The sequence below is a fragment of the Caballeronia sordidicola genome, from assembly GCF_000729995.1.
Taxonomy (GTDB): Bacteria; Pseudomonadota; Gammaproteobacteria; order Burkholderiales; family Burkholderiaceae; genus Caballeronia; species Caballeronia sordidicola_A.
Genome location: NZ_JNFG01000015.1, coordinates 46,571 through 63,702, shown reverse-complemented (window position 1 = coordinate 63,702; position 17,132 = coordinate 46,571). Strand labels below are relative to the sequence as shown.

At 60.1% G+C, this 17,132-nt stretch carries 12 protein-coding genes and 1 tRNA gene; 2 read left to right on the top strand and 11 right to left on the bottom strand.

Going from position 1 to position 17,132, the window contains the following annotated elements:
• Nucleotides 1–52: 52 nt before the first annotated feature.
• From FH08_RS0115960 to FH08_RS0115940, 5 genes are all read right to left on the bottom strand, one after another.
• A complete protein-coding gene (locus FH08_RS0115960) occupies nucleotides 53–1,981 on the bottom strand; it encodes a SurA N-terminal domain-containing protein (RefSeq protein ID WP_031359276.1) in 1,929 nt (642 codons plus the stop codon).
• Between the two features lie 90 nt (nucleotides 1,982–2,071).
• Nucleotides 2,072–2,148 (bottom strand) — tRNA-Asp (locus FH08_RS0115955).
• Between the two features lie 402 nt (nucleotides 2,149–2,550).
• A complete protein-coding gene (locus FH08_RS0115950; RefSeq protein ID WP_035566347.1) occupies nucleotides 2,551–3,843 on the bottom strand; it encodes an MFS transporter in 1,293 nt (430 codons plus the stop codon).
• A gap of 333 nt (nucleotides 3,844–4,176) precedes the next feature.
• Nucleotides 4,177–6,090 carry an SMP-30/gluconolactonase/LRE family protein gene (locus tag FH08_RS0115945; protein WP_063177211.1) on the bottom strand — a complete coding sequence of 638 codons (1,914 nt, stop codon included), beginning with the start codon at nucleotides 6,088–6,090 and terminating at the stop codon, nucleotides 4,177–4,179.
• A gap of 721 nt (nucleotides 6,091–6,811) precedes the next feature.
• Nucleotides 6,812–8,980 carry a KAP family P-loop NTPase fold protein gene (locus FH08_RS0115940; RefSeq protein WP_031359273.1) on the bottom strand — a complete coding sequence of 723 codons (2,169 nt, stop codon included), beginning with the start codon at nucleotides 8,978–8,980 and terminating at the stop codon, nucleotides 6,812–6,814.
• A gap of 366 nt (nucleotides 8,981–9,346) precedes the next feature.
• Here FH08_RS0115940 and FH08_RS0115935 point away from each other — a divergent pair, with 366 nt between their 5' ends.
• Nucleotides 9,347–10,609 (top strand): multidrug effflux MFS transporter, encoded by a 1,263-nt coding sequence (locus FH08_RS0115935; protein ID WP_031359272.1) that lies wholly within the window; start codon nucleotides 9,347–9,349, stop codon nucleotides 10,607–10,609.
• Between the two features lie 180 nt (nucleotides 10,610–10,789).
• On the opposite strand, the gene FH08_RS0115930 is transcribed toward FH08_RS0115935, so the two are convergent.
• A complete protein-coding gene (locus tag FH08_RS0115930; protein ID WP_031359271.1) occupies nucleotides 10,790–12,037 on the bottom strand; it encodes an NAD(P)/FAD-dependent oxidoreductase in 1,248 nt (415 codons plus the stop codon).
• A gap of 153 nt (nucleotides 12,038–12,190) precedes the next feature.
• Here FH08_RS0115930 and FH08_RS0115925 point away from each other — a divergent pair, with 153 nt between their 5' ends.
• Nucleotides 12,191–12,928, top strand: a complete 738-nt coding sequence (locus FH08_RS0115925) for a class I SAM-dependent methyltransferase (RefSeq protein WP_031359270.1) — start codon at nucleotides 12,191–12,193, stop codon at nucleotides 12,926–12,928.
• Between the two features lie 48 nt (nucleotides 12,929–12,976).
• Here FH08_RS0115925 and FH08_RS0115920 read toward each other — a convergent pair whose 3' ends face one another.
• From FH08_RS0115920 to FH08_RS0115900, 5 genes are read right to left on the bottom strand one after another with little or no spacing between them, the layout of a single operon-like run.
• Nucleotides 12,977–13,414 carry a hypothetical protein gene (locus FH08_RS0115920; RefSeq protein WP_031359269.1) on the bottom strand — a complete coding sequence of 146 codons (438 nt, stop codon included), beginning with the start codon at nucleotides 13,412–13,414 and terminating at the stop codon, nucleotides 12,977–12,979.
• Between the two features lie 43 nt (nucleotides 13,415–13,457).
• Nucleotides 13,458–14,702: a beta-ketoacyl-[acyl-carrier-protein] synthase family protein gene (locus tag FH08_RS0115915; protein WP_419178008.1), complete on the bottom strand. Its 1,245-nt coding sequence runs from the start codon at nucleotides 14,700–14,702 to the stop codon at nucleotides 13,458–13,460.
• Nucleotides 14,699–15,925 (bottom strand): beta-ketoacyl-ACP synthase, encoded by a 1,227-nt coding sequence (locus tag FH08_RS0115910; RefSeq protein WP_031359267.1) that lies wholly within the window; start codon nucleotides 15,923–15,925, stop codon nucleotides 14,699–14,701. The genes FH08_RS0115915 and FH08_RS0115910 overlap by 4 nt, the downstream gene beginning before the upstream one ends.
• Entirely contained in the window at nucleotides 15,925–16,650 is a 726-nt protein-coding gene (locus FH08_RS0115905) for a 3-ketoacyl-ACP reductase FabG2 (RefSeq protein ID WP_031359266.1), read from the bottom strand. The genes FH08_RS0115910 and FH08_RS0115905 overlap by 1 nt, the downstream gene beginning before the upstream one ends.
• Complete coding sequence (locus FH08_RS0115900) at nucleotides 16,647–17,126, bottom strand: hotdog family protein (protein WP_031359265.1); 480 nt, start codon at nucleotides 17,124–17,126, stop codon at nucleotides 16,647–16,649. The genes FH08_RS0115905 and FH08_RS0115900 overlap by 4 nt, the downstream gene beginning before the upstream one ends.
• Nucleotides 17,127–17,132: the final 6 nt, after the last annotated feature.

Sequence of the window (17,132 nt, the reverse complement as noted above, 5' to 3'; positions counted from 1 at the left end):
CGCTGGCGAAAACCGGCGGGGCTTTTTATTGGTGCGGGTCAGACCACGAGAATCATTGCGACTGATCGGACGTGGTGGGCATGTTCGTGATCTTCACCTTCGAGCGCGCCTTCAATGAATCGAGGTACGACTCCATCTCGGCTTGCGCGTAGACCTGAGCGACTTGCTGCTGCGCGCCGGCCAGGCGGTCCGCGGTCACGGGATCAGGCTTCTCGACACCGTCCACACGATAGATAGCGTATCCGTCCGCACCGAGATCGACGCCCACGTAGGTTGGCAGCTTCGACGAATCCGCCTTGAAAATAGCGGCGAGCGCGGCAGGCGGCATGCCCTGCGCGTCGTTACGCGACACCTTCGATACCGACGAAAAACCTGCCGTCGAGTTCGACTTCAGCAACTCGGCCAGTTTGGCGGCTCCTTCTTTGCGTGCGGCCTCGGCCGCTTGTTCCGCCACGACCTTCGCGCGCACTGCGTCCTTGATGGTATCGAGTGCAGGCACGGCTGCCGCTTTGTAGTCCGTCACACGGCCGGCGATGAGCGTGCTGTTGCCGATATCGATAGCCTGTGTGTTGTTGTGCTGCTTGACGGCGTCCGGCGCGAATACGGCTGCGAGGAACTTCGGGTTGTTCAGCGGGCTGTCAGGCGGCAGTTTCGGATCTGGCTTCGATCCCACCGTCGCCGTCTGGATTTGCAGCTTGTATTTGTCGGCGGCGGGTTGCAGCGACTTCGACTTCTCGTAGACCGTCGAGGTGAAACCTTCCGCATCGTCGGCCAGACTCTTAGCCGCTTGCTGCGCGATAACTTCCTTCGTGATCGCGTCCTTCACTTCGTCGAACGGCTGCGTGACGGACGGCTTTACATCGGTTGCCTGAAGGATGTGATAACCGAAATCCGTCTGCACGATCCCGCTGATTTCGCCCTTCTTCAGGCCGAACGCAGCGTCGTCGAATGACGAACCGCCGGCGATCATGCCGCGGCTGAAATAGCCCAGGTCACCGCCTTTTGCAGCGGACCCCGGGTCCTGCGAATTCTTCTGTGCAATTTCAGCGAACTGATCCGGATGCGCCTTCACCTGTGCGAGCAGTGCTTCGGCTTGTTGCTTGGCCTTCGCTTTGTCAGCAGCGCTTGCGTCTTTCGGCGCCGTGATCAGGATGTGGCTCGCGCGCACCTGTGCCTGCGTCTTGAAGCGCGCGATGTTGTCGTCGTAGTACTTCTTGAGGTCCACGTCAGACGGCTTGACCGCCGCCGACAACGTGGCCGGCGACATCACCAGGTACTGAATAGTCGCGGACTCGGGCGTGGCAAACTCGGCACTGTGCGCGTCGTAATACGACTTCACTTGCGCGTCGGTGGGCTGAATCTTGGCGGTGTAATCGACAGTGCGGAACGCCAGGCCTTGAACATCGCGGCGCTGCTCGGCGATCTCGGTTAGCGATTGCGCCAGGGTCTTCGACGTGAACGCCGTGGACTGGATGCTCGCCGGAATCTGGTCCGAGGACAGGCCATAACGTACGCGCTCGTCGTACTGCTCGGGCGTCATGCCCTGCATAGCGAGCAATTGCTTGTACTGGTCGACGTCGATGGAACCGTCGGGCTTGCGCAGCGAAGCGATAGTCGGATCGGCCAGCAATGCGCGGCGCACGGCTGCGTCGGAGGCGGTCAGGTGGAGGCGCTGGGTTTCATCGGCGAGCACGCGCTGTTGCACGAGGCTGTCGATCAGCGATGCGCGCATTTCCGGCGTTTCGAACATCTTCGGGTCGAACTGGCCGCCGAGCATTTGCCGCGCGCGATCGACTTGCTGGCGCATTGCGCCATCGAACTCGACACGCGTGATCTTGTGGCCGTTGACGCTGGCGACGTTGGCGTTTTCGTCGAAGAAACTGCTGAAGCCCTGGATACCCACAATTCCCAATCCTGGCACGACGATCAGGATCAACAGGGCCATCATCAGGCGTTGGTGATTACGGAAAAAGTCGAGCATGCGTGACGATTCTGCCTAATACGAAACGCCCGATGTTACAGCAGCGGGCAATAAAAAAGGCGAACCGGAGTTCGCCTTTCTCGTGAATGCTGGCGGAGTGGACGGGACTCGAACCCGCGACCCCCGGCGTGACAGGCCGGTATTCTAACCAACTGAACTACCACTCCTTTTTTGCATCTTTTGCAACGATCCAGACGCGTTCAGCGCAGCCGATTGATCAGTTGCTTGCAGCAACCTATCGGCCGGCAGAACCGGAAAGTGGCGCGCCGGGAGGTTTGATCAACACCCTGCCAGCCTTGCTCCACAACCGTTTGCTCAATCGGGGACGAAGTATACAACGAAAAATCATACGATGCGAAATTTTCTCATGCGACGCAGCAATGACGGTTTGAGCCAGGATCGCTCCAGGGTGATTCCGCCTGGCCGTGAAGCTAATCACCGTCGGCATCGACTGAACCCGCCAGCCGATAGCGACGGCGAAAACTGAAGCTTCCAGTTAGCTTGCCGGGTGCGCATTTCATGACCGTCGAGTCGCGTCGACGCCCATGAAATCCCCCTACTCCACCGCGCTAACGTCCCCCCACTCCTTCTGACGCAGCCACGTCCAGCGGTTGGGCATCCGGAACATGAAGCGGCTCGATCTTGCCCACGATCACCAGGTAACTGAACGCACCGAGAAAACAGAAACCGCCCGCGACAACCAGCGGAATGGTGAATGACCCTTTGGTGAGTGCGAGCATGAGGCCGGTGAATGTGGTGATCACGATGCCCGCGAGGTTCGATGCAAAGTTCTGGATACCGCTGATCGAGGCCACGTAATCCGGCGTCGGCGCCACGTCGCCGGGAAGCGACCAGATGCTTGCCGCGGCGAACGCGAGGCTGCCATAAGCGATTCCAAACGATGCGAGCATCACGTAGATGCTGGTCGTGAACGCCGACAATGTGATGATCGATGAAAGCAGCATGCCGCCGACCATGCAGGTCTTGCGCGACTTCGTCAGGCTCCAGCCGCGCTTATAGAGCGCGTCCGACACGATGCCGCCCAGCCAGCCGCCCGGAATCGAAATGAGCGCGGGGATCATGCCGAGCGTGCCGAGCGACTTGAGCGAAAAACCGCGCGTCTGCACGAGATAACTCGGGAACCACGTGATGAAAAAGTAGATCACGAAGTTCAGGCAGAAGAAGCCGAGCATCATGCCCCACAGCGTGCGATGCCTGAAGAGCGAGGCCCACGTGACGTTCTGACCCGCTGTTTTTTCGCGCGGCACAGGTGCTGCATTTTCCTCGCCGGTCAGATCGCCACGCGACGGATTGCGGTAGATCAGGAACCAGCCAAGCACCCATAACAAGCCGACCGCGCCCGTCGCGACGAACGACGCTTCCCAGCCGAAGCCGCTGATGATCAGCGCGACAATCGGAATGGAAAGTGCGGAGCCGACCCGCGAGCCGCTATCGAAGATACTGGTGGCGAACGCGCGCTGCGCCGGTTTGAACCATTGCGAGACGAGCTTCGCGCACGCCGGATAAGCGCCCGCCTCGCCCACGCCGAGCATCAGGCGGCAGCCGAACATGCCCGCTACGCTCGTGGTCGCCGCCGTGAGTGCGGTGAATATGGACCACCATCCGACCGCAAGCGGCAATGCGACGCGCGCGCCGACTTTATCGATGAACCAGCCGAACGGCATCTGCATCAGCGCGTAGGTCCAGAAGAAGCCGCTCATGACCAGGCCCATTTGCGCCGGGCCTATGTTGAGCGCCTTCTGTATCTGCGGGGCTGCGACTGCAAGGTTCGCGCGATCGACATAGTTGATCGCGATTGCCAAGAAACATAGAAATATGACCATCCAGCGCATCTTGCGCATACTTCGTCTCCTCCATTACGGCACGTTTTTTTTATCTACGATGCTCGGGGCTAAATGCATCTAGCGATGCCGCGAGCAAGCGCAGGATCGGTCCGGTCAAGCGCGGTATGTGTTCTTGCCGGGTCGTGACATGCTACTCGTTAAATGGGAGTGTCTGCACGGCCGATGTCGGATGCCACCATTCATGGCGTGAGCGAAGTCCGCCAGGCCTCGCTGGCGTGGTTAGGTAGATAAGTTCGCTGATGGGTCGCAGCAAACCGGACGGTCGCGGCTCATCCGATGGCGCCGCTCGCCGCGGGATGAGCCGCGGATGCGACTAGCCCGGCAGGTTGATCATGGCGTCCAGCGATAAACAATGACGCTGCTGCCGTTGTAGTTATCCTTCGTGACCACGTACTGTCCGGTCGAGCTAAGGTACGACCTGAGGCCGTACATGGAGTCCACGTCATTGCCCACGTACACGGTGCCGGGGCTGCTGTTGATAAACGTGGTGTCCAGGTTCCCGGTGGTCAGATTGAAGGCATCGATGTTGGGCACGGTGTGTACGTATCCGACGAAGAGATAGTTACCGGTTGCCGTGATCGACTTGGGATTGACGCTGGTGAGGCTGATCACGGGGTTGGGAGCGCTCGTGTTGCCTGCGAGCCAGCCGTGATACACCTCGACCCTCGTTCCAATCGATGTCCAACCTGAACCTCCGGTCAGACCCTGGGCCAGGATCATGGTGTCGCTCTCAGGCAGGTAGATGATCCGCGACAAAGGCGTGATCGTGCCTGGAATGGGCGTTGCGATTCCTGCTCCCCATGTTGGCTTGCCGGTGCCATCGAAGCCGGTCAGCGGGTAGTGCCAGATGGCATTCGTCTTGTCCAGACCGGCCCAGACGTCGCCGTTGCTGGCAAGGCAGAATCCGTCCCTGACCGGCGCGGTCGCGTTGAACAATGTCCCTGGAATCGAGCCATCCGGTATGGCGATGTAGCCATTCGCGTTATTGAAGTGGAAGAAGTAGAAGGTATCGGGATTCTGGCCGGACGCGACCAGGATCCGGTTGGTGCCAACGGCCGCGACTTGACCGAAGTGCTCATCGCGTGAGGCATCGTTTAGGTTGATCCGTGGATCGGAGGGATAGTCGATCGGATCGACCGTGTTCGCTACGAAGGTTCCTCCAGCGGTGCCGCGGTAGAGATTGGTGCCGCCATAGAAGTAGGCGCCGTCGGTACCTGGGTCCGGAGCGGCGACGCCCTCGAAGTTCAGAGACTGAAGCTTCCATTGCAGAGTGCCGGTGCTGCTGTAGGAGTGGATATCGGTGCCGCCGTCGCGGCCGAGGTCCCAGCTTCCGCCCCATGGATTGTTAAGGACGTACAGGTTGCCGCCCGCGTCTTTGCCGATGCCGGTGATGCGTGTGAAGCGCTTATCGCCGACCTGGCCTTTTGTTCCAGCAGTCGTGTCGAGGTATCCGCCCAGGATGCCAAACGTACTGACCAGAGACGGCGTGCTCGAGATGTTGTAGATCTTGATGTTCATGTCGGGTCCTTCGTCCCCGACCATGAGATACCCCGTCGACGAATCGAAATACAGCGCGGACGGTCGAGCGGTGGCGGACAACTGGATGGTGTTCACCTGCACGCCGGCCGGATTGAATTCGACGATCGCGGCGGCGCTCTTCTGCGCAACCCAGATGTTTCCTGCGCCGTCCACGGCGAGCGCGCCGGGGCTTGAGACGTTGATGTCCTGTCGCCAGGTGCCGTCGGTGGTGTAGACCCGGACGCGATTTCCCGGGAAGTCGCTCGCATAGAGGAGCGAGCCCGACGTTGTGAGCCCCGTGATGACGTCGGTCAACTGCGTCGTCGTTGCCGCGCTGACGGAGAGAAGCAAATCGCGGGTCTGGGTGGTCCGGTTGTATCGCCCTACTGTGCCGCTTCCGTAAGCGGTAGTGAATGCCAATGCAGCGAAGATTGAAGTTGCATTACCCGTGATGGCCCCGCCCTGAAAATCGCCATGACCTCCTATGGACCCCGTGCTTTGGCCGTTCTGGTAGATGGCGACACCGCCCTCGTTTTCGTCCCACAGTGAAGCCGTGTAGATGACGCCCTCGGGCGCTACCCACATGGAGCGCGCGACGCTGCCCACGCGGGTGGCGTTGGTCCCATAGGTGTTTGCTAGCCAGTCGGTGGTGTACTGCGCCTGGCACGCGGGCGCAATCGTAGCGGTCAGCAGTGCGGCGAGGAACGTGGCATGGATTCGTTTCATGATTTTCAAGGCGCCCTTTTAAGGCAACTGAATTGGGGATGGTGGCGTCGCCCTTGATCGCGGCGTGGATAGCTGGGTAAGCTGGTGGGTGCTCCCGTGGCGGCCTTCGCTTTCGTTATCGTGCTGGCATTCACGGCTAGTGGGCCGGGAAGATTTTTTGAGCTGAAAAGGTCTTTTTGAAGACGTGGCCGGTGGGCAGCGTTCTGCGGAAATTGACCCGATCGACTCGCCACTCCCACAAGTGTCGAGTCTGTTCAATCCGATGCTGTCTTCAGGCGGTATATCGGCGGGGGAAGCGGAAAGTTGAGCTGTTCGCGTTTCTTGTACGGGCGATCGCGCTAGGGCGTGTAGTGCTTCTAGTCGGTCCGCGAGGCGGGAGAGCGTTCACCTGTTAACGGGTGGCTCAGGGCTGGCAAGCGTGCCGGCGATTGGCTGATTTCTCGTGAGGCGAAGGTCTGGTGAGGGTAGCGTGGTGCGGATTGGTGTTAGGTAGAGGGTAGGCAGGGAACGGGAACTGTCAGTATTTTTGTGTGCAAGGCGTTAAAGGCCTGCTTCGCAGCAGACCAGAATCGAATCAAGCGTTATGAGCTCGGCCGGGTGAATCGATCTTCATAAAGAATAGCAAAGTGAATCGCCGTCGGCGCCGCAATCGCGCGCCGCGGAGCCAAGTTGAACCATCTCGCCTTGACTTACCTGCGGACGTGACGACACATCTAGCGAATCAGTCGTCGAAGTCCTCGAAATAGAAGCCGTCAGGATCTTTGCCCTCTCTGATCAGCTGTAAGCCTTTCAGATATCGATTGGTAGCAGCCCGTTGACGGACGGTAAGGTCCCCCCGGGATTGAAGCGAGAGGATTCGAGACTCCATCGCGTCGAGATCCATCACGACCGCCAGAGTCTCCATGGGGAGATGATAGGTTTCTCTCACCCTGTTGCCCGATCGCCTCGTACCTGTCCTGACGAATCTGTCGAGCAAAGTTAACAGTCGATCGTCTTCGAGCACGGGTTCGAAGACTTCGCGAATGCGCGCCGGGTCACCCCAAGCCTTCCATCTGTCGACGATGTCGTCGAGTGCAGACATAGACAACAGATCTTCGAGACTGGCTTGATTCAACCGTTTGCCGACGATGGCGGCAAGGTTTTCTGGGAATGCATCCTCAAGGTCAAGCAAACCCTTCGGGGCCTTCGATGGGTCACTTTTGGACTCCAACACCATGTCGGCAATTTCCACCAGTCCCGATAGGCCCGGCGAAGACGTTGCGAGACTTTCCAATAACTGTTGCCGAGCATGCGGCTCGATTCGCTCCATCAGCTTGGTTTTCAAGCCGAAAATACGCCAGCGGAAGGGCGTCAAAGAGCCGCGCTCGTCCTCTCCGCGAATCAAAAGGTGTGAGTGGGACATTAGTGCGGTTACTAGCTTGGCCGCTTGCCCGGCTTCGAGATCGTCGAAGTCATAGAGCCGCTCGATCAGCTCGCGAGCTTTTGAGTGGCCATCTGGGAAGACATGCTCCCTCGCTTCGAGCAACAGCGCGGCCATCTCTTCTGGCGTGTCTTGGCTTAACAAGCGATCCAACTCGGCCCGGGAAATGTGCCCTGCCGGGACGCCGAACCTGAAATACACGTCGAAGCATTCGGAACTGCATGGCCGGAGCTCCTTCCGCCAATCACCCTCATTACCGGAGGCCCAAGAGCGGCTTCCAAGTGCTTGAGTAACCTTGGGAAAGAGCCTGCCAATCAGCGAGACCAGCCACTCGCGCGAGCCTTCTGGAAGCGACTCCCGCCATTTCTCGAAATATGCCTTCTCGGCTGCCTTGCGGTAATCGATTTGGGTAAGGCGCCCGCAGAAGAATTCTTTGCCGTCGCGAATGCTAGCGTAGGCGGTCGGCTCAAAGACACGTAGGAACTCTAATGCGATGATATCGACCGGGTTAACCTCCCCCGCTAGCGGTGGGTACACGACCGAGATCGCATTGATGATACGGACAACGTCCCTAGGCTTCTCGACGCAACGATTTAGGCCGCCATGGAACACTTCGCCCCAGCGGCCATCGTCAAACGCGAATGGCATCGGCCCCGACTCGATGATCGCATCCAGCTCTTTGAACAGTTTCTGCTGCAACCGGCTCCTGTCGACCGCTGGCAAATGAAATGGGGCCTGGATGATCTTTTCGAGATACGCTTCTCCGTCCATCTTCAAGGAGGCGCTCAAAGCCTCGGCGACCTGCTCGCGATCGAAAAAGAGGAGATAGACCACCTCTGGGAAATCGGCCAGAGCCTTGATTGCTCGGAAAAAATCTCTAGCTTCGTCGGGCGTCAGCCGGTCAATATCATCGACGAAGAAAACGAAGCGCTTGCCACTGGCCTTCAAGGCAGCGGAGACTTTCTTCTTGACCTGAGGCACACCAGTTTTCTCGGCCAAGAATTTAAACCCAGGAAACCTGCCGAGCAACCAAGTCAGTGGAGTTTTGATCCAGGAATGCCCAGAATAATCCGCCGCAGCCGAAGCGATCTGCTTCGAATAATTGCCAACAAGTTTGGCAAGAGTGCGGACATGCTTCAGCCTGTCCGGAAGTTGCGCGGAAAATTGTTCTAGAAGCTGCGTGGCGATCTGCTCCCGGCCTTCGAACCACCAGGGATTGAAGTCCACCAAGACTGGGCGCTTATCCTCCGGCAACGCTTTCAAGTCATGCTTGATGAAATTCAACAGGCTCGATTTGCCGCTGCCCCACTTGCCGTGAACAGCCAGAACTAACCCCTGAGGATTGATGTTGCCCATTACAGCTTGAGCAAGCTGGGAAGCGAACGGTGCATACTCGAACTCGTCCTGCGCAGGGTCAGTTAGCGGTAGATCCGATCCCAAGTTCCGGCTGGGGGCAGTTGTTTGAGCCATCAAAACTTCCCTTTAAAACATCCACGCTTGATGAGCTGGCCGCGCGTCAAGGGTATAAAGCACCCCGGGAATCGTGGAAGCTGGTGGGTTTCAGTTGATATGCGAGCGGCTGTTGTATCTCAAAAGCTGCCGTCTCGGCAACCTAGATCGACGGGCGGCAACGGGTCGACCACGCCCGACCCCGCGGGGCGGCAGTCAACCACAAAACGACGCGCGACGCTGTTTTCAAACCATGCACTCGCAATGGGCATCGAGTCGAATTTCGAGACGACAGGCACAATACGCGGCTATGCCGCCGTACTGCGCCATGTTCGATCTTCGAACGCGCCGTTACCGCATCACCAAATTCGCCTCTCCAATGCCTTCATGAACCACACTACCCTCGACCGATCTGTCCCTCCCACCCCCATACCGAACTCCCCGCGCTTCCTGCTGTTCGTGATCTGTCTGTTCGCCTCCGCCGGGCAACTCGCGATCGACATCTACGTGCCGGCGTTACCCGCGATGGCGCGTTTCTTCGCGACTTCGCCTCAGGCAATCCAGTCGAGCGTTTCCGGCTACATGGTGGCCTACGCGCTCGGCCAACTCGTCTTCGGGCCCGTAGCCGATGCATACGGACGCAAGCCCGTGCTGGCTTTCGGCCTCGTCATTTTCACAATCGGCTGCCTGCTCTCGCTCGCCGCGCCGAACCTGGAGACGTTCCTCCTCGCCCGCTGCCTGCAGGGCTTCGGCATCGCCGCCACTAACCTGCTCGCGAAGGCGATCATTACGGACTCATTCTCCGGGCAAGCGCTGATGCATGCTTTCACCTACATGGCAATCGCGTGGGGGCTTGCGCCAATCGTGGCGCCGGTGATCGGCGCCCACCTGCAGACGTGGTTTGGCTGGCAGGCCTGTCTCGTCTTCCTGCTCGTCTATTCGCTCGTGATGTGGGCGGTGATCTGGCGATACCGCGAAACGTTGCAGCGCCCGGTACGCCTGGAACCGCGCACGCTGGTGACAAACGCGGGCAAGGTGCTCTCGAGCCCGGTGTTCCAAAGCTGCTTCCTCGCTCAGGGCCTGTGCTACAGCATCTTGCTCGTATTCAACATCATCGGACCGTTCATGGTGCAGAACACGCTGCACAAGCCGCCAACCTATTTCGGCTTCCTCGCGCTCGGCATCGGCATGATGTATTTCCTGGGCGGCCTGTCGAACCGTGTGCACAGTCCGCGTCTGCCGAGCCCGGAGCGGCGGCTGTACATTGGTGCGCGCGCGATGGCGGCCGCGTCGATTGTCATGCTGTTGCTTGCGCTGACGGTCGGCCTGCGCGTATGGACGCTTGCTACACCCGTGCTCGTGATGGGCTTCTGCGCAGGCGCGATGTATCCGACGTTGATGGCCAAGGGCAACTCCCTGTTCCCCCACATCGCGGGCCTGACGAGCGCGATCCTCGGGTGTGCACTGCTGCTCGTGTCGTCAGCTACCATGGGGCTCGCCGGCTTCTTGTCGGTGCAGGTCCTGACGCCGCTCGCGGTGTTCTTCGTGATCCTCGCGTTCGGTGTCGTCTGGATGGTGACAAAACTGCTGCGGCATCTGGCGCAACAGCAGCCCGACGCAACCGTGTGCCGCAACGGCAAGGTGGCGTAGCGAGTAGCTCCTGGGGATACTTCTGCCCGACGCGAACCGATCAATGGCACCCTCCCGCCAGTTCAACGTCGGAGCTTTATTTGCCGCATTGCGCTCGCTGGAGGTAGCTGTCCAATCCAACAAGCGCAATGCACGGCGACATCGCACGGATGGTCCTGCTCTCAACGCAATCACGCCCCCTCAAGCGCCCTTGCATATCTCATGAAGCGCGTTGAGCCTGCGCACGGGATCAGCCACATACGGATTCGATTCATCCCACGCGTAACCCGCCAGCACCGCACTGATAAAACGCGCGATCTGAGGTGTTTTATGCGGATAAAAGATGATGTCCTGCAACTCGCCCGTGTACCAACGCTCGACGAATGCACGGAACGTATCAATCCCTTTTCGTAGCGGCACATCGTACTCCGCCTGCCAGTCCGGCACCTCCCCATTGAACTGCCGCTCAAGCGTTTGTACGGCCAGATGCGCGGAGCGCAGCGCGATTGTCACGCCCGATGAAAACACCGGATCGAGGAACTCGCCCGCGTTACCGAGCAGCGCGTAACCCGGACCATGCAGCCGCTCGACGTTCGCCGAATATCCGCCGATATGCCGCACCGGCATCAGGAACGGCGCCTCCCCGATGAGCCGGTTGAGCGTCGGCTCCTGCTGGATCAACGCTCGCAGCTTTGCATCGCGTTCGCTTTCGGGTCCCTCCATAAAACTCGCTTCGGCTACGCACCCGACCGACGAGCGTCCGCCCGCCAGCGGAATCATCCAGAACCAGACATTGCGATGCTCAGGATGCGTCGCAACGCAGATCTTGTTGCGGTCCGTGGCGCCAACCGGAATGCCATCGCGCACATGCGTAAAGATGGCCGCACGCGTGGGCATGCGCGTGGGCGTTTCCAGATCCAGGAGACGCGGCAATACGCGGCCAAAGCCGCTTGCATCGAACACAAAACGCGCTTGCACGCGGTATGAATTGCCCGCTTCATCGATCACGTCCAGCACGGGCGCATTGCCGGTTTGCATCGCCTGCACGGTGTGACCAAAACGCACTTCGGCACCCTGGTTAGCGGCGCATTGGATCAGCAGGTCGTCGAATACCGCGCGTTCGACCTGGTAGGTCGTGCCCCATCCCGGCGTGTGTTTATCGCGGAAATCGAAGGACGACGACTGGTCCCGGTAAATGAAATGCGCGCCGTTCTTGTACTGGAACCCCGCCTCGACGACGGCCTGCAGCATGCCGGCTTCTTCCAGGTACGCCATGCTTTGCGGCAACAGGCTCTCGCCGATTGAAAAGCGCGGGAAATGCTGGCGCTCGAGCACGAGTACAGAACGGCCCGCCTTTCGCAGCAGCGCGGCCGCGACCGCCCCTGAGGGGCCCGCGCCAATGATGGCGACATCGACAGTCGTGTCTTGTTTCGAAAAATTAATATTCAAGCGTGCCTCGTCTAGGCCCTGGGGCTGTCTGTGGAATGTCGTGCGGTCCACGTTACATTGATCGTCTTTCCTGCTCGTGCTTCTACGCGTGCCATGCTTGCCAGTACAATGACGTGCGCCCTGTTCGCATCCTTTGTTGCCGGAGAGAAATTCGTGTCGTCATCCGAAATATCCAACGTTGCCTTCGTGCCGGAGACGGCCTTCGGGCTATGGTTTCTACGTACTGCCACGTGGGAGCATCACGTGCTGCGGGTCGCGATCAACGATCTCAAGCGGCTGGTCGATACGCCCCTGCCCGCGGCTCCGGTAATCGTTGATGTAGGCTGCGGGCAAGGTCAATCGTTCCGGCTGCTCGGTAACGCGTTCAAACCTGGCCGGATCATCGGAGTCGATTTTCATGAGCCTTCGCTCGTCGAAGCCCGGCGTGCCGCGCAGGCTTGCTCGCGAGACGATGGCTGGGCGACCGAGATCGAACTGCTGCAAGGCGACTGCGCGAGCCTGCCCTTGCCCGATGCGAGCGCCGACATCGTGTTCTGCCATCAGACATTCCACCATCTCGTGGATCAAGGCCGCTCCCTGGCTGAATTTCGCCGCGTACTGAAACCCGGCGGGGTGTTGCTGTTCGCTGAGTCCACCGATGCATATATCAAGTCCTGGGTGATCCGCTTACTGTTTCGCCATCCCATGCAAGTGCAGAAAAGCGCCGACGGTTACCTCGATATGATCCGCAACGCCGGCTTCGCATTCGGTCAACAAAACGTTTCGATGCCCTACCTGTGGTGGAGTCGTGCCGCGGACTTCGGACTCCTTGAACGACTTGGATTGCATCGGCCGCTGCCTGGCAAGCGTCGTGAAACGCTGGTCAACGTGGCTGCGATCAAGGCCGGTTGAATCCGTTGATCGCAGCTTTTGCTTCAAATTCCCGCGTTGCTTCCCAATTTACTGCGCGCCAAGCACAACAACATCCCCATGCACCCGCAGGGCCGCCGCGCTTGGGCTTACGCCACAGGTGAACTCGGTGGCCGACGCCGATTCAGTGCTATGGAAACTCGTCCCAACGTTGATGACGGCGTTCGCGTGATGGTCCCGGGCATACGCGCGCAACTTCTCAAGCGCAGCGGCGAGCGCACGGTTGCATGCTGCATCCTGCCCGTCAGTCTCACGCGCGATACGCACCGACGCAGTGGTTTGCCCAAGCTGACTTTGCACGGCCGGATGATCCTGCGAGCCGAAATACAACGCGACCTGTGCGCCCGGGACCGACTGAATGGACTGAGCAACCACCGGTGCAAGCGGTAACGACTTAACCTGCGTTGCACACCCGGACAACGCTGCCACAACCACCATCAGCCCGCCAAACGCATACTTGCTCTTCATCTTGTTTCCCCGGTTAGTTCTTGTTACGGTCATCAGAAAATCTTCAAGCACCCTTCCACGCATCGAAGACCAGGCTGGCGCAACTGCCGCCGAACCCGAATGAAATTGACATCGCAGTGTCTATCTTCATCGGCCGCGACGTTCGCACGAGTGGCATGCCATTCGTGCGCGGATCGGGCGTTTCGATCGGCCCCGTCCCGGCGATAAAACCATCGCGCATCATCAGCAAGGCGTAGATCGCTTCGTGCACCCCACAGGCTCCCAGCGGATGGCCGGACAATCCCTTCGTCGATGAAAACAACGGCATGTCATCGCCGAATACATCCCGTAGCGCATCCAGTTCTTCGACGTCTCCAAGTGGCGTGGAAGGTGCGTGCGTGTTGATATACGACGGACGTGTGCCTGCATCGTCGAGTGCGCCACGCATGGCGCGCGCGATGCCCGACGCATGCGGACTCACCATGCCGGCACCATCCGTGCAATGGCCGAAGCCCGTCAGTTCGGCGTGAATGCGTGCGCCTCGCGACAACGCGTGGTCCAGCGACTCAAGCACCATCACGCCGCCGCCCGATGCAATCACGAAACCATCGCGCGTGCTGTCGTAGGGACGCGAGGCACGTTCCGGCGCGTCGTTAAAACGCCTCGACAATGCACCCATTGCGTCGAACATCAGCGTCATGTTGTCGTGCAAACCTTCGCTGCCGCCCGCGAGTACGATCTGCTGGCGGCCGGTCTGGATCAGTTGCATCGCCTGGCCAATTGCAAGCGCCGATGTCGTGCAAGCCGACGACGGCGAATAGGTCATGCCTTCCAGCCCAAACACCTGAGCCACGTTCGCCGATGTGGTGCTGCCCATCACCTGTGGGACCACATACGGTGGCACTTTCTCGATACCGCGCGCGTGGGCAATCGCCATCGCTGCGTCGTACGCCGAGATCGTGCCGGTGCCCGAGCCGATCACCGCGCCCGCACGCGGCGAACGCAACACGGCGGGATCGAGGTTGGCATCGTGTATTGCCTTGCGCGCCGCATGGCATGCGAAACGCGCCGTATCGCCCATGAAACGCTCGAGCTTGCGATCGAACGGCGGTTCGCCTGCAATCGATGCTACGCCCGCCACCTGACTTGCCAGACCGCGATCACGCCACGCATCGACGCGCGTAATACCGCTTCGACCTGTGCGCAAGGCAGCGGAGACTTCGTCGAGCGTATTACCCAGGCACGACACAATGCCCATGCCCGTCACGACCACGCGTGACAGGCCACGGGGTTCAGGCATAAAGGTCATGGCACGCGCCTGAAAATCAGCGACGTATTGATACCGCCGAACGCGAAGTTGTTGCTCATCACATATTCAGCATCGATGGTGCGGCCGCTATCCACGATGTAGTCAAGCGGAGCGCAAGCCGGATCGACCTGCGTCAGGTTCAGCGTCGGTGCATACCAGTTGCGTTTCATCATCTCGATGGTCCACCACGCTTCCAGCGCGCCGCACGCGCCCAGCGTGTGGCCGACGTAACTCTTCAGCGAACTTATCGGCAAACGCTCACCGAAGGTCTGTGCTGTCGCGTGGCTTTCCGCTACATCGCCGCGATCCGTCGACGTGCCATGCGCGTTGACGTACGCGATGGCTTCTGCCGGAAGCTGTGCATCGCGCAGCGCGAGCTGCATGGCGAAGGCCATGGTCTCGGCCGACGGCTGCGTCATGTGCGCTCCATCCGAGTTACATCCAAAGCCTACGATCTCCGCATGAATGCGCGCCCCGCGCGCAAGCGCGTGCTCATACTCTTCGAGCACCAGAGTCGCCGCGCCTTCACCGACCACAAGGCCGTCACGGGCGACATCGAAGGGACGCGGCGTGAGATGCGGCTCGTCGTTGCGCGTGCTGGTGGCATAGAGCGTGTCGAAGACAGCAACGGCCGGCCCGGACAATTCTTCCGCGCCGCCCGCGAGCATCAGCGTCTGCTTGCCGGCTGCAATCATCTCGTACGCGTAACCAATCGCCTGGCTGCCCGATGCACACGCGCATGACGTTGGCACTATCCGGCCCTTCAAGTCCCAGAACAGGCTCACGTTGACGGCCGTGGTATGCGGCATCATCTGCACGTAGCTGTTCGAGGTCACGTCGCTCATCGAACCGGTTTCGATCATCTTGCCGAATGCGCGAATCGGCTGGACCGATCCGGACGATGATCCGTAGGCCACGCCCATGCGGCCGTCCTTGATCGTGAGGTCGTCGGCAAGACCGGCATCGGCCAGCGCAAGTTCACTCGCGCGCACGGAATACAGGGACACGGGTCCCATCGAACGAGTTTTCTTGCGCGGGTAATGAGCTGGCGTGGCGAAGGCGGGCAAGGGGCATGCGAGCCGCGTATGTAGCAGTTCGAAATAGTCCCACCCGTGCATCCGCCGCACGGCGTTGCGGCCGCTTCTCAAGTTTGCTTCGATCTCGTCCCAGGCGTTGCCGAACGCCGTGACGCCACCCATGCCGGTAATGACGACGCGCTTCATCAGATCATCCCGCCATTGACGCCGATCACCTGCCGCGTGATGTACGAGGCCGCATCCGACATCAGGAAGCTCACCACGGACGCCACTTCGGCTGGTTGTCCAACGCGGTTCATCGGCACGGTCTTCAATGCCTGATCCAGAGGTACACCCTCGAGCATGCCGGTGTCGATCAACCCAGGCGCCACGCAGTTGACGGTAATGTTTCTTGTCGCCAGTTCGACGGCGAGCGCCTTCGTGGCGCCGATAAGCCCGGCCTTCGCCGCGCTGTAGTTCACCTGGCCGCGATTGCCCATCACACCCGAGACCGACGCGATAGTCACGATGCGCCCGCCCTGTTTGGCACGCACGAGCGGCATGGTCAGCGGATGCACGACGTTATAGAAAGAGTCGAGCCCGGTTTCGATCACGATGTCCCAGTCCTCTTCGGTGAGCGCCGGGAACGCCGCGTCACGGGTCACGCCCGCGCAACAGACGATGCCGTAATACGCGCCATGGCTGGCTACATCAGCTTCTAGCACTTCGCGGCATGCGGCGCGATCACGTACATCGAATTGCAGCACGCGCGCCGTGCCGCCCTGCGCGGCGATGCCGGTCGCGACCGCATCGGCTTCAGTGCGGCCACTGCGGCAATGCACGGAGACCGTGAAGCCGTCGGCCGCGAGTTGATACGCTATCGCGCGGCCAATGCCACGGCTTGCGCCCGTTACAAGAACACGCCGGCTCATGATCCGAAACTCCCAACGATAAACGACTGAAAATCAGCCGGTTGATACACCTTGATGACCGCCTCGGCGCAGCACGCGCTGCCACGATCCTGGTCGTAATGGATCGTGCATTCGTACGCACCGTGACCTTCTTCACCGCGCAGCAGTTCTTTCGCATCGATCCGCAACCGGGCGCCGCACGCAAACGCCGGTAGATGCGCTTCATACCGGCGCGATCCGAGCAGGACACCGGGACGTGCCTGACCGCCTGCGCGCATCGCGAGCAAAGCGACATGCGCCGCAATGGCCTGCGCCATCAGTTCGATGCCGATCCACGCAGGCATCGCACCGTCGGCATCGGCGTACCACGCATCCGCGCGCACGCTTGCGTAAGCGGTCACGGTTTCGTCCGTGCAGTCGCTGACGCCATCGAGCAGCAGCATGGTGCCCCGGTGGGGCAAGATTGTTTCGATGGAGCCAAAGCTTTTGTTATTCATAAAGGT